The organism is Falsiroseomonas oleicola (assembly GCF_019029495.1).
Taxonomy (GTDB): domain Bacteria; phylum Pseudomonadota; class Alphaproteobacteria; order Acetobacterales; family Acetobacteraceae; genus Falsiroseomonas; species Falsiroseomonas oleicola.
Genome location: NZ_JAERQM010000008.1, coordinates 55,626 through 67,997, shown reverse-complemented (window position 1 = coordinate 67,997; position 12,372 = coordinate 55,626). Strand labels below are relative to the sequence as shown.

At 70.0% G+C, this 12,372-nt stretch carries 16 protein-coding genes; 11 read left to right on the top strand and 5 right to left on the bottom strand.

What is annotated here, in order from left to right; translation table 11 throughout:
* Positions 1 to 6: 6 nt before the first annotated feature.
* Positions 7 to 780, bottom strand: coding sequence for an HpcH/HpaI aldolase family protein (locus tag JJQ90_RS22550; RefSeq protein ID WP_216878539.1), 774 nt, complete (start codon positions 778 to 780; stop codon positions 7 to 9).
* Positions 781 to 794: 14 nt separating this feature from the next.
* On the opposite strand from JJQ90_RS22550, the gene JJQ90_RS22545 reads away from it, so the two are divergent.
* Genes JJQ90_RS22545 through JJQ90_RS22525 form a run of 5 tightly spaced genes read left to right on the top strand, consistent with a single transcriptional unit; the run spans position 795 to position 4,826 of the window.
* Positions 795 to 1,781 carry a hydroxyacid dehydrogenase gene (locus JJQ90_RS22545; protein WP_216878538.1) on the top strand — a complete coding sequence of 329 codons (987 nt, stop codon included), beginning with the start codon at positions 795 to 797 and terminating at the stop codon, positions 1,779 to 1,781.
* Positions 1,778 to 2,575, top strand: coding sequence for a fumarylacetoacetate hydrolase family protein (locus JJQ90_RS22540; protein WP_216878537.1), 798 nt, complete (start codon positions 1,778 to 1,780; stop codon positions 2,573 to 2,575). Before JJQ90_RS22545 ends, JJQ90_RS22540 begins: the two co-directional genes overlap by 4 nt.
* 23 nt (positions 2,576 to 2,598) lie before the next feature.
* Positions 2,599 to 3,378: a class II aldolase/adducin family protein gene (locus JJQ90_RS22535; protein WP_216878536.1), complete on the top strand. Its 780-nt coding sequence runs from the start codon at positions 2,599 to 2,601 to the stop codon at positions 3,376 to 3,378.
* A gap of 1 nt (position 3,379) precedes the next feature.
* Positions 3,380 to 4,096 carry a ribonuclease activity regulator RraA gene (locus JJQ90_RS22530; RefSeq protein WP_216878535.1) on the top strand — a complete coding sequence of 239 codons (717 nt, stop codon included), beginning with the start codon at positions 3,380 to 3,382 and terminating at the stop codon, positions 4,094 to 4,096.
* Position 4,097: 1 nt separating this feature from the next.
* Positions 4,098 to 4,826, top strand: a complete 729-nt coding sequence (locus tag JJQ90_RS22525) for a class I SAM-dependent methyltransferase (RefSeq protein ID WP_216878534.1) — start codon at positions 4,098 to 4,100, stop codon at positions 4,824 to 4,826.
* A gap of 6 nt (positions 4,827 to 4,832) precedes the next feature.
* Here JJQ90_RS22525 and JJQ90_RS22520 read toward each other — a convergent pair whose 3' ends face one another.
* The gene (locus JJQ90_RS22520) at positions 4,833 to 5,192 is read right to left on the bottom strand and encodes a hypothetical protein (protein ID WP_216878533.1); all 360 of its coding nucleotides are present in this window, start codon (positions 5,190 to 5,192) and stop codon (positions 4,833 to 4,835) included.
* A gap of 84 nt (positions 5,193 to 5,276) precedes the next feature.
* On the bottom strand, positions 5,277 to 6,005 hold the full coding sequence (locus JJQ90_RS22515; protein ID WP_216878532.1) for a GntR family transcriptional regulator: 729 nt from the start codon (positions 6,003 to 6,005) through the stop codon (positions 5,277 to 5,279).
* Positions 6,006 to 6,137: 132 nt separating this feature from the next.
* Here JJQ90_RS22515 and JJQ90_RS22510 point away from each other — a divergent pair, with 132 nt between their 5' ends.
* The 6 genes from JJQ90_RS22510 to JJQ90_RS22485 are packed head-to-tail and all read left to right on the top strand — an operon-like array spanning position 6,138 to position 10,835.
* On the top strand, positions 6,138 to 7,154 hold the full coding sequence (locus JJQ90_RS22510) for an ABC transporter substrate-binding protein (protein ID WP_216878531.1): 1,017 nt from the start codon (positions 6,138 to 6,140) through the stop codon (positions 7,152 to 7,154).
* The gene (hydA, locus tag JJQ90_RS22505) at positions 7,151 to 8,599 is read left to right on the top strand and encodes a dihydropyrimidinase (protein ID WP_216878530.1); all 1,449 of its coding nucleotides are present in this window, start codon (positions 7,151 to 7,153) and stop codon (positions 8,597 to 8,599) included. Before JJQ90_RS22510 ends, hydA begins: the two co-directional genes overlap by 4 nt.
* Complete coding sequence (locus JJQ90_RS22500; RefSeq protein ID WP_216878529.1) at positions 8,584 to 9,360, top strand: SDR family oxidoreductase; 777 nt, start codon at positions 8,584 to 8,586, stop codon at positions 9,358 to 9,360. The genes hydA and JJQ90_RS22500 overlap by 16 nt, the downstream gene beginning before the upstream one ends.
* Positions 9,353 to 10,126 carry a D-glutamate cyclase family protein gene (locus JJQ90_RS22495; protein ID WP_216878528.1) on the top strand — a complete coding sequence of 258 codons (774 nt, stop codon included), beginning with the start codon at positions 9,353 to 9,355 and terminating at the stop codon, positions 10,124 to 10,126. The genes JJQ90_RS22500 and JJQ90_RS22495 overlap by 8 nt, the downstream gene beginning before the upstream one ends.
* Entirely contained in the window at positions 10,117 to 10,527 is a 411-nt protein-coding gene (locus tag JJQ90_RS22490) for a GlcG/HbpS family heme-binding protein (protein ID WP_216878527.1), read from the top strand. Before JJQ90_RS22495 ends, JJQ90_RS22490 begins: the two co-directional genes overlap by 10 nt.
* A 53-nt stretch (positions 10,528 to 10,580) precedes the next feature.
* Positions 10,581 to 10,835 (top strand): DUF3072 domain-containing protein, encoded by a 255-nt coding sequence (locus JJQ90_RS22485; protein WP_216878526.1) that lies wholly within the window; start codon positions 10,581 to 10,583, stop codon positions 10,833 to 10,835.
* Here JJQ90_RS22485 and JJQ90_RS22480 read toward each other — a convergent pair.
* Both JJQ90_RS22480 and JJQ90_RS22475 read right to left on the bottom strand, forming a co-directional pair.
* On the bottom strand, positions 10,826 to 11,578 hold the full coding sequence (locus JJQ90_RS22480; protein ID WP_216878525.1) for a DUF1194 domain-containing protein: 753 nt from the start codon (positions 11,576 to 11,578) through the stop codon (positions 10,826 to 10,828). The two genes, JJQ90_RS22485 and JJQ90_RS22480, sit on opposite strands and share 10 nt — an antisense overlap.
* 172 nt (positions 11,579 to 11,750) lie before the next feature.
* Positions 11,751 to 12,356 carry a glutathione S-transferase family protein gene (locus JJQ90_RS22475; protein WP_216878524.1) on the bottom strand — a complete coding sequence of 202 codons (606 nt, stop codon included), beginning with the start codon at positions 12,354 to 12,356 and terminating at the stop codon, positions 11,751 to 11,753.
* Between the last annotated feature and the right edge of the window lie 16 nt (positions 12,357 to 12,372).

Here is a 12,372-nt window from a genome sequence, read left to right as displayed (position 1 = left end):
GGGCTCCTATAGCCCCCGCATCCAGGCTGCCCGGGCCGTCGCCGCCGCCTGAAGCAGCGTGGCGTCATGGGCCGTGGACATCCAGCGCATGCCCAAGGCCTTGGCACGAACAAAATGCGCCTCCTCCACGATGCCGCCCATCCCCGGCACCTTGCCCGCCGCACGGCAGGCCGTGGCCACAACCTCCGCCGCCTCCCACAGCGCCGGATTCTCCTTCATCCCGGCCTGGCCGAGATCGGCGCTGAGGTCGGAGGCGCCGAGGAACAGCACGTCGATCCCCGGCACGGCGGCGATCGCGGCGGCGTTGCGCACCGCCTGTTGCGTCTCGATGATGACCACGACGATGGTCTCGGCCGAGAGCGTCGCCACGGCCTCCCCCTGGCTGACCTTGTGACGGCGGAAATGCGGGAAGACCGGGGGCAGGGGCCGGCGTCCCTCCGGCGCGAAGCGGGCGGCGCGGGCCACGGCCTGGGCCTGGGCGGCGGTCTCCACGCGCGGAATCACCACGCCCAGCGCGCCGGCCGACAACGCCTGGCCGATCGGGCCGGGCGCGTCATCCGGCAGGCGCACCAGCGGCGCGATCCCGGCCTCCAGCCCCGCCAGCAGGATGTCGGCGGCCGCATCGGCGCCGATCAGATTGTGCTCGCAATCCAGCACCAGCGCGTCGAAGCCGCTGCGGGCGAAGATTCGGGCGGTGTCGCCGGAGCGGGCCAGTTGCAGGGTGGCGACCAGTGCCGTATCGCCGGCTGCGAGCCGCGCCTTCAGATCATTCAATTGCATGGGACCGCAGCCTGATGCCTGACTGCCTCATCGTCCAGCCCATCCACCCGGCCGGACTGGACCGGCTGCGGGACGGCGGCGTGACCCCCCGCATCGCCACGGCGCATGACATGGCGACCGTGGCGCGGGAATTGCCGGGCTGCGTCGCCGCCATCACCCGCAATGCCGGGCTGAACGGGGCGGCGATGCGGGCGGCGGACAGCCTGCTGGTCATCGCCAATCACGGCGTCGGCACCAATGAGATCGACCTGAAGCAGGCCGCCGAGCTCGGCATCCCCACCATCTTCACGCCCACCGCCAATGCCCGCTCCGTGGCGGAGCACGCCATGGCGCTGACCCTGGCGCTGGCGCGCAAGGTGGTCCCGGCCGATGCCGCGGTGCGCGGCCTGCGCTGGAGCCTGCGCTACGAGGCGCGGATGATGGAGCTGCATGGCAAGACCATGGGCCTGGTCGGCTTCGGCACCATCGGCCGCCTGACCGGCGCCATGGCGCGCAACGGATTCGGGATGAAGCTGCTGGTCTTCTCCCCCAACGTCTCCGATTCCATCCTGGTCGAGGCCGGCGCCGAGCGCGCGCCGACGCTGGAGGCGCTGCTGGAGCGCGCCGATGTCGTCTCCCTGCACCGCCCGCTGCGCCCCGACACGCGCCACATGATCGACGCGGCCGCACTCGGGAAGATGCAGCCGCATGCGCTGCTGGTGAACACCGCCCGTGGCCAGTTGATCGACGGGGAGGCCCTGGCCGCCGCGCTGCGTGCCGGCACCATCGCCGGCGCGGCCATCGACGTCTTCCAGGTGGAGCCGCCCCCGTTGGAGGACCCGATCCTCGGCGCGCCCAATACCGTGCTCGCGCCGCATATCGGTGGCGTGACGGAGGAGGCGATGCGGGAGACGGCGCTGCAATGCGCCGACCAGATCCTGGACGTGCTGGCCGGCCGCCGCCCGCCGCATCTGGTGCAGCCCGAGGTCTGGGACCGCCGCCGCAAGGGAGCCCCGGCATGAAGTTTTTGGCTTTTTCCGTCGACGGCGTGCCCCGCACCGGGCGCCTGCACGGCGACAAGGTCCTCGGCTTTGGCGGCAACCCGCCTTTGTCGCAGGTGCTGTCCGAAGGCGCCCCGGCGGAGGATGGCGAATGGCCACTGGCCGCCGTCACCATCACCGCGCCGCTGCCGGAGGCGCGGCTGTTCTGCATCGGGCTGAACTACCCAAAACCGCATCCGCTGGGCGGGGAGGTGAAGGGGCCGGCGAATATCTCCTACTTCCTCAAGCACCAGGCGGCGCTGGTCGGCCCTGGCGCGGCGTTGCGGCCGCCGGGTGTCTCCGAACAGTTCGACTATGAATGCGAACTGGCCGTGGTCATCGGCAAGGGCGGCCACCGCATCGCGGAAGCCGAGGCGTTGGCGCATATCGGCGGCTACACCATCCTGAACGATGGCTCGGTGCGGGACTGGCAGGCGCATAGCGTCACCGCCGGCAAGAATTTTTTCGAGTCCGGAAGCTGGGGCCCCACCGTCACCACCGCCGATGAGGTCGCCGATTGGCGCGAGCTGCGGCTGCAGACCCGTCTGAACGGCAGGACCGTGCAGGACAGCAAGGCCGGTGCGATGTTCTTCGGGCTGGAGAAGATCATCGCCTATCTGTCGACCATCACGCCGCTGGTGCCGGGCGATGTGATCGCCACCGGCTCGCCCGAAGGCACCGGCGCCACCCAGAAGCCGCCGCGCTTCCTGGTCCCGGGCGATTCCCTGGAATTCGAGGTTTCGGGCCTCGGCATCCTGACCAATACTGTCGCCTGATCCGCAAAGGGCCTGCCGCCGTCATGGACATCAACACCCCCACCCGCATCCCCGCCGGGATCGACGAGGCCGAATGGGCCATCCGCTGCGACCTCGCCGCGCTGTACCGGCTGGTCGCGCATCACAAGATGACGGACCTGATCTACACCCATATCAGCGCCCGCATTCCCGGCCCGGAACACCACTTCCTCATCAACCGCTACGGCGTGATGTTCCATGAGATGCGCGCCAGCGACCTGGTGAAGATCGACCTGGACGGCAATGTGGTGGATCCGCACCACCCGGCCGCGCCGACCACGGTGAACAAGGCCGGCTTCGTCATCCACTCCGCCATCCATGCGGCGCGGGAGGATGCGCTGTGCGTTGTTCACACCCACACCGCCGCCGGCATTGCCGTTTCCGCCCAGGAACACGGGCTGCTGCCGATCAGCCAGCACGCGCTGAAGTTCTACGGCCGGCTTGCCTATCACGGCTATGAGGGCATCGCGCTGGACCTGGAGGAACGCGACCGGCTGGTGGCCGATCTCGGCGCGAATTCGGCGATGATCCTGGTGAATCACGGGTTGCTGGTCACCGGCCGCACCATCCCGGAGGCCTGGAACCAGATCTACTATCTGGAGCGCGCCTGCCAGGCGCAGGTCGCCGCGCTTTCGGGCGGTGCCAAGCTGATCCTGCCGCCGGAGGAAGTGCGCCTGCGCACCGCCAGCCAATACGGCCGCGACCCCAACAGCCCGACCATGAAGCTGGCCTGGGAAGCGAGCCTGCGCCTGATCGAGGGTGACCGCACGGATTGGCGCTGCTGACATGGCCTTGCATGACCAGACCCGCGCCGCCCTGAAGCGCGTCTCCACCGCCACCCTGGCCACCGCGCTCTACAAGCGCGGCTTCCGCAGCCAGATGATCCAGGGCGTGCTGCCGCTGGCCCCGCTGGGCGAGAGCATGGTGGGGGAGGCCTTCACGTTGCGCACGATTCCGGCGCGGGAGGATCTGAACCCGCTCTCGGCCTTCCGCGACCGTGCCCATCCGCAGCGCAAGGGCGTGGAGGATTGCCCGCCGGGCCACATCTTCGTCGTCGACAGCCGCAAGGACCCGCGCGCGGCCTCCGCCGGCGGCATCCTGGTGACGCGGCTGATGGTGCGCGGCGTGGCCGGCGTTGTGACCGATGGCGGCTTCCGGGATGCGGCGGATATCGCCAAGCTGGCGATCCCCGCATTCCACGCCAGGCCTTCGGCGCCCACCAACCTGACGCTGCACCAGCCCATCGAGGCCAATGTGCCGATCGGCTGCGGCGATGCGCCGGTGTTTCCGGGCGATGTGCTCGTCGGCGACAATGACGGCGTCATCGTCATCCCCGCCCATATCGCCGACGAAGTCACGGCCGAGGCGGTGGAGATGACCGCCTTCGAGGATTTCGTGCAGGAACAGGTGGCCGGCGGCCAATCCATCCTCGGCCTGTATCCGCCGACCGATGAGAGCAACCTGGAACGCTTCGCCGAATGGCGGAAGCGGCACGGGCGGTGAGGTGACCGAAAGCCTCTACGACCGTCCGGACTTCTTCGCCGCCTATGCGCGGCTGCCACGCTCGGAGAAGGGGCTGGAGGCCGCGCCGGAATGGCCGGCCCTCCAGGCCCTGCTGCCGGAGATGGCGGGGAAGCGGGTGCTCGACCTTGGCTGCGGCTATGGCTCGTTCGCCCGCTGGGCGATGGGGCAGGGGGCGGAGAGCGTGCTCGCCCTCGATGTCTCCACCCGCATGCTGGAACGCGCCGCGGCGCTGACCGAGGGCGAGGGCATCGAATACCGCCAGGGGGACCTGGAGGCGCTGGACATTCCCATCGCCGCCTTCGACCTCGTCTTCTCCTCGCTCGCCTTCCACTATGTGGTTGAACTGCCGGACATGCTGCGCCGGGTGCATGCGGCGATGGCGCCGAAGGGGGTGCTGGTCTTCTCCCAGGAACATCCGCTGCTGACGGCGCCGAGCAACCCCGGCTGGATCACGCCGGCCGAGGGCCAGCGGGTCTGGGCGCTGGATGATTATCTGGAGGACGGGCCGCGCGTGACCGACTGGCTCGCCCCCGGCGTGGTGAAGCAGCACCGGGGCCTGGGCACGCTGGTCAACGCCCTGATCGGCGCCGGCTTCACCCTGACGAAGCTGGAGGAATGGTCGCCCAGCCCGGCGCAGCTGGAAGCCGAGCCGGACTGGGCGGAGGAGCGTGACCGGCCGAGTTTTCTGCTCGTGAAGGCGGCCAATTGAGGCGTTCTACTCCGCGACGAAGCGCGTGTTGTTGCGCTGGCGGTCCCAGAACATGGTCACCCGGCTGACGCGGCACAGATCGACCTGTCGCAATTCGGACTGGTCGCGATCCTCATAGACGATCTTGATGTCCCAGAGGCATTCGCGGGAATTGCCGGTGAAGTTCACGTTGAAGCTGCGGCCATTGGCCAGCACGTTCTGGCCGAGCAGGTCGCGGCCCCAGTTCGGGCTGCTGGATGGGCCGACATAGATCTCGTTGATCTGGTAGCCGGTGCGATTGACCATCGTGAAATCCTGGCGCCCCTGCGCCTGGACCGCGGGGGACAGGCACATCGCCGCGAAACCGGCGAGCAGAAGACGACGCATGGGATGTTTTCCTTGGGGTGTGACCGGTCTCAGTCTGTGCGGCCAATCCTGGAAAAATGAAGCACGTTTCGTGTCAGGAATGTGTCAGCCCTGGCGTGCCAGCATCAGCCGGATGTCCAGCCCCTCGGTCGGTGGTCGGTCCAGCCGCAGGCCGAGCTCAAGCTCCGAGAGATGCCGCTGCATCAGGCCGGCGGCGGCGCGGTGGCGGCGGGCGCGGATCAGCGCCACCAGCTCCGCATGGTCGTCATGCCAGCAGGCGAGGCCATTGCGGTCCTCATATAGCGCGACCACCAGGCTGGTGCGCGCCACCAGCAGCCTGACCTGTTCCTCCAGGATCGGATTGCCGGACAGCCGCGCCACCAGGGTGTGGAAGCCGCCCGACAGGCCGATCGCCTCCCGCACCCGCCCGGCCTTTCGCAGCCGGGCTTCCTCCGCCAGGTTGGCCGCCAGAGCGTCCGCCTGTTTCGGATCGCCGCGCCGGGCCACGGCCTCCGTCGTGCCGGCCTCGATGGCGCGGCGGGCGGCGAAGATGGCGCGGGCTTCCTCGGCATCGGGCGCCGCGACGAAGACGCCGCGATTGGGCGGGGCCACCGCCAGTCTCTCCCAGACCAGCCGGCGCAGCGCATCGCCGATGGCGCGGCGGCCGATGTCGAAGGTCTCGACCAGGGATTGTTCGGTGAGCTTGGCGCCGGGCGGCAGGCGCTGGTCGACGATGGCCTGGAACAGATGGGCGTGGACACCCTCCGCATCCTCCGCCTTGGGCCTGGTCGCCGGCGTCACCACCCCCACCAAACGCCCCGCGCCTTGGCGCATATGCCGCACTCCCGCGCACTGGATTGTGCGCAATCCTGCCCGAAGCTGCATTTCGGGGCAAATCCGGCCCCGGAATGGGCTGGCACGACCCTTGCTGTCTGGCCTGCACGGACCAGACAGGGACACGCATCGATGAGGATCACCCGCCGCCTCCTGCTCGCCACCCCCGCCCTTCTCGCCACCCGCGCCCATGCGCAGGCGCCGCTCGACATCAAGGTCTCGCTCGCCGCGCCCTTCGATGGCTCCAACGCCGCCTTCTTCCTCGCCGAGGAACGCGGCTGGTACGCCGAGGCCGGGCTGCGCCCGCAATTCGACAGCTCGGGCGGGTCGGGGGAGGCGGTGACGCGCGTCGGTTCCGGCAGCTACGACTTCGGCATCGGCGATATCAACGTGCTGCTGGAATTCAACGCCAAGAACCCGGCCTCCGCCGCGCGCTGCACCTACATGGTCTATTACCGCAGCCCGCTCTCGGCCGCCTCCTTCACCCGCAGCGGCATCGACAGCGCGGCAAAGCTGGCCGGCAAGCGCATCGGCGCGGCGCTGACCGATGGCGCCTATCGCATCTTCCCGGCCTTCGCCGCGGTGGCCGGCCTCGATGCCAGCACCATCCGCTGGCAATATGGCGACCTGCGGCTGCGGGAGGCCTTCCTGCTGCGCGGCGATGCGGATGCCATCCTCGGCTTCGACAGCACCATGTATTTCGGCCTGACCCGCGCCGGGGCGAAGCCGGAGGATATCCGCTTCACCTATTTCGCCGATGCCGGCCTGCCGCTCTACGGCAATGGCATCCTCGCCTCGAAGAAGATGCTGGAGGGCAATCCGGAAGCCGTGCGTCGCTTCACCGCCGCCTCCGCCCGCGGTTGGCAGGCGGCGATGGCCGAGCCGGAGGCCGCGATCGCCGCGCTGCGCAAGCGCCAGTCGCTGACCGACGTGCCGCTGGAGACGGAGAAGCTGCGCTGGCTCATCACCAAGCAATTGACCACGGAGGAAAGCCGGGCGGATGGGCTGGGCGGCGTGCGTGCCGACCGCTTTGCCGAATCCGTCGCCACCGTCTCCCGCGCCTTCGGGCTGGCGACGCCGCTGGCGCCGGGCGATGTCTTCGATCCCTCCTTCCTGCCCTCCGCCGAGATCCGACGCATCCCCACGTGAACAGCTTCGACACCATCATCCGTGGCGGCACCGTCGCCACGGCCTCCGACGTCTTCCGGGCCGATATCGGCATTTCCGCCGGACGCATCACTGCGCTGGCTGAGAAGCTGCACGGCGCGGATCAGGTGATCGATGCCACCGGGCGGCTGGTGCTGCCGGGCGGCATCGACGCGCATGTGCATATCGACCAGGCGCAGGCGCCGGGGCTGGCCTCGGCCGGGGCGCGCATGGCGGATGGCTTCCTGTCCGGCACCCGCAGCGCCGCCTTTGGCGGCACCACCTGCACAATGTCCTTCGCCGTGCAGCATCGCGGCGCCTCGCTGCGCGCGGCCGTCGCCGACTATCACCGGCGGGCGCAGGGCAATGCCTTGCTCGATTATGCCTTCCACCTCGTCGTCAGCGACCCGACGCCGGAGGTGCTGGGCCAGGAACTGCCGGGGCTGATCGCGCGCGGCCATCGCAGCGTGAAGGTCTACATGACCTATGAGGCGATGCGCCTGTCGGATCGCCAGATCCTCGACGTGCTCGACGTCTCCCGCGCCCAGCGCGCCATCACCTTGGTGCATGCGGAGAATCACGAGATCATCGGCTGGCTCGCCGACCGGCTGGAACGCGCCGGTGACACCCGCCCGAAACACCACGCCACCTCCCGCCCCTTGGCGGTGGAGCGGGAGGCGACGCATCGGGCGCTGACCCTGGGCGAGGTCGCGGATACGCCGCTGGTCATCGTCCATGTCAGCGGCGCCGAACCGCTGGCGGAAATCCGCCGCGCCCGCGCCCGCGGCCTCAAGGTCTTCGCCGAGACCTGCCCGCAATACCTGCTGCTGACCGAGGCCGACCTGGACCAGCCGGACATGCTCGGCGCCCAGGTGATGTGCAGCCCGCCGCCGCGCGACACGGAAAGCCAGGCCGCCTGCTGGCGTGGGCTGGAGGATGGCAGCTTCGACATCTTCAACAGCGACCACGCGCCCTACCGCTTCGACGCGGAGGGCAAGCTGCATGCCGGGCCGAACCCGCCTTTTCGGCGCGTGGCGAACGGCATCCCCGGCCTCGCCACGCGCATGCCGCTGCTGTTCAGCGAGGGCGTGGTCACCGGCCGTCTCTCCCTGCCGCGCTTCGTCGCGCTGACCGCCACCAACAATGCCGCGCTCTACGGGCTGCCGGCCAAGGGGCGGATCGCGGTGGGGGCGGATGCGGACCTGGCCATCTGGGACCCCGAGAAGCGCGTGACCATCACCAACGACCTGCTGCATCACGAGGTGGACTACACCCCCTATGAGGGCCGCATCGTCACCGGCTGGCCGGAACTGGTGATGTCGCGCGGCGAGGTGGTGGTGCGGGACGGCGCGCTGCTGGCCGCACCGGGGCGCGGGCGCTTCCTGGAACAGGACATATCCTCGGCCTTCGGGCCGCGCGCGGAGGGGCTGCCATGGATCTCGGGCTGAGAGGGCGCCGGGCGCTGGTGCTCGGCGGCAATCGCGGCATGGGGCTGGCCATCGCCCAGGCCCTGGCGGCGGAGGGCGCGCGGGTGGCCATCGCGGCGCGGGACAAGGTGGCGCTGGACGCCGCCGTGGCGACGCTGGGGGAGGGCGCGGACGGCTTCCCGCTGGACCTGATGGACACCGCCTGCCTCGACGCCTTCGCCGAGGACGTCGGCCAGAAATTCGGGGCGCCCGAAATCCTGGTGAACAACACCGGCGGCCCGGCCTATGGCGGTGCTTCCGGCCGCGCCGTGACGGATTGGACGGACGCCTTCCAGGGCATGGCGCTCTCCGTCATCCGGCTGACGGACCTGTTCCTGCCGGCGATGCGGCAGGCGGGCTGGGGCAGGGTGCTGACGGTGGTCTCGACCGGGGCGGTGCAGCCGCTGCCGGTGTTGGGCATTTCCAATTCCATCCGCGCCGGGATCATCGCCTGGTCCAAGACCCTGTCGGGCGAGGTGGCGAAGGATGGCGTCACGGTGAACATCCTGATGCCCGGCCGCGTCGGCACCGACCGCGTCCACCTGACGGATGCCGCCGCCGCCGAGCGGGAAGGCGTGCCGGCCGAGGTGATCCGCCAGCGCTCCTGGGCGCAGATCCCGATGGGCCGCTACGCCGAGCCGGAGGAGATCGCCGCCATGGCCGCCTTCGCCTGCTCCGCGCGCGCCAGCTACGTCACCGGCGCCGTGCTTCGCGTCGATGGCGGCTTCGTGCGTCATGTCTGAAACGGGCCGCGACCTGCGGCTGGTGGCGCGGGCCGGCTTTGTGGGGCGCACCGTCGGCCGGGCGCGGGGTTTTGTGCAGGCCAATCTGGTGGTGCTGCCGGCGGAACAGGCCGAAGGTTTTGCGGCGTTCTGCGCGGCCAATCCGGTGGCCTGTCCGCTGCTGGCGGTGGGCGCGCCGGGTGATCCGCGCCTGCCGGCGCTGGGCGAGGACCTGGATGTGCGGACCGACCTGCCGGGCTATCTGCTGCATTGCGGCGGGAAGGTCACGGCCGCTGCCGACCTGCTGGGCGACTGGCATGCCGATTCGGTGGCGCTCGCCATCGGCTGCTGGTTCGGGGCGGAGGCGGCACTTGCGGCGGCGGGCATCCGGATGCGCCATGTGGAGCTGGGCCTGCAAGGCCCGCTGTTCCGCAGCAACCGCATGGCCAACCCGGCGGGCGGCTTCGCGGGACCGCTGGTCGTCTCCGCCCGGCCTTTCGCCGCCGACGATGTGCCGCGCGTCGTCGCCATCACCGCCCGATTGCCGCGCAGCCACGGCGCACCGCTGCATCAGGGCGACCCCGCCGCGCTGGGCGTCGCCGACCTGAACCGCCCCGACTGGGGCGAGCCGATTCCGCCAGAAGCCGGCGAGATCCTTGTCTATTGGGGCTGCGGCCTCACCGCCCTCGCGGCGCTGGAAGCCGCCGGCCTTCCCCACTTCGCGACCCATGCGCCCGGCTGCATGCTGGTGACTGACCTGCCCGAGGAGATGCCCGCATGGCCCTGACCCGCCCCGCCTTGAAGCTGACCCAGGAAGCCGCGCTGGCCCTGGTGCAGGCCGCCGCCGAGGCCTCCACGGCCATGGGCGTGCCGCAATGCATCGCGGTGGTGGATGAGGGCTGCAATCTGCTCGCCTTCCTGCGCATGGACGGCGCCCGCGTTCTGTCCATCGACAGCGCCCGCCGCAAGGCGGAGACCGCCGCCGCCATGGGCAAGCCGAGCGGCAGCATGCATGCGGAGGTGGAGATCAAGCTCGCCATCGCCAGCGACGGCCGCATGACCAACCTGAAGGGCGGCCTGCCGATCATCGTGGAGGGCCAGGTGGTCGGCGGCATCGGCATCGGCTCCGGCACCGGCGACCAGGACCGGGAGATCGCGGCGGCGGCGATCTCCCGGGTCTTCGGCTGAAACCATCCGGCCAGCATGAACGTTCTGGCAACACAAGCCGGAGCATATCCCCCATGGCCGACCGTAAGACGACGCCCGTTGAGGACGAGAACCCCAAGACCAGTGCCGACCCGGGCTCCAACACCATCAAGGACCCCACGGATTGGACCACGGGGGATGAGCCGATGACCGGCGCCCAGGCCTCCTACCTCAAGACCCTGAGCGAGGAGGCGAAGGAGGACTTCGACCCGTCCTTGTCCAAGGCCGCCGCCTCGATCCGCATCGACGCGCTTCAGGCGAAGACCGGACGCGGCAAGGCTCAGGCGTAGGCGCGTTCCACCAGGGGGCCGGGCGGCGGGGCGGAGGCGATTTCGCGGATGATCTTGCGCTTCACCGCCGTCTCGAAGGCGTCGAAGCCCTCCGCCACCATCAGGAAGGCACCCGGCCCGCCGATCACCTCGTCGCGGTAGTAGTTGTCGAGCGAGGGCATGCCGGCGGCCCAGGGCTGCGGCGAACGGTCGAGCACCGCCAGGCCGTTCAGCACGATGCCCTTGTCCAGCGCCTCCGCCCGCGCATCGGCCACCGGCCGGCCGGAATTGCTGATGCCGTCGCCGGAGATGTCCACCACCTTGCGCGTGCCCTCATAGCCCTGGCCGAACAGGCCGGATGCATAGTCGATGGCACCGGAGATGGAGGTGTAGAGCCAGGTGCGGCGCGGCGCCGCGTCCAGCGCCTGGGCCAGGCCCTCGGCGGTGGCGGCGCCATCCACCCGGGTCCAGGGCACCAGCAATTCCTGGATATGCCAGTCGGACCAAGTGAAGAGGGTGACGGCGATCTGGCCGAGCGGGCCACCGGCGATGCCCTCGATCAGGCGCGGATCGCGAAAGGCGGCGGCATAGCCCTTGAATTGCAGTTCCTGTTCCTGCTCATCCACCGACCGGCTGACATCGACGGCGAGCACCAGCTCGATATCGACGGGTTCCATGGCCCTGGCAGGGGCGGGGCGAAGGATCAAGGGGGCCGCGAGGGCGCCGCCGATGAAGCCGCGCCGAGTGGTGGATCCGATCCGCATGTGCAAGCGCTCCTTCGCAGCCGCGATGGCCGTTTCGGACGCTAACTCCCTCTGCGTTTCCTAACCCTGAAAATGCTGCACCGCAACATGGATTTTGCCTGAAATACGGGCGTCTGCCCGGTCTTTGACCCGCATGAGGCAAGTGACGCAAAAACTGCCTGGAAATGCGGCGTCAGCCTTGCCAGCGTGTATCCCCGATCGCGGGGATGGCATTGGCGCGGTCCCGCAGCGCGGCCAAGGCCGTGAAGCGACCCTCGATCACGCCCGGCAGGACCGTCGCGGCGAAATCGAAGCCGGCGACGGCGGTGACATCGGCCTGGGTCAGCGATTCCCCACAAAGCCAGGCGCCGGATTCCGCCAGCCGGTCCAGCGCCGCGAAGCCGGCCTGTGCCTGGCTGGCGAGGCGCGCCTGGTTCTCCGGCCACAGCCATTCCGCGGGGCGGCGCGATTCGTAATAGGCCGCGACCAGCTTCTCGGTCGCCCCCACGGCGAGGGCCAGCGCCCGCAGCACGGTGCGGCGCGCGGGTCCTTCGCGGGGCACGAGGGCGCGGTCCGGTGCCATCTCGTCCAGCGCGTCCAGGATGGCGGCGCTGTCCACCAGCACCTCCCCATCCTCCAGCACCAAAGCCGGCACCCGGCCGAGCGGGTTGAGCGCGCGGATCGCCGCCGCATCCGCGACGGTGCTGAGCGGGCGCTGCGTATAGGGCAGGCCGAGCAGGTTGAGGGAGGCCGCGCTGCGGCGGACGAAGGGGGAGAGGTTGCGGCCGATGAGGATCATGGGCGCAACGTCCCAA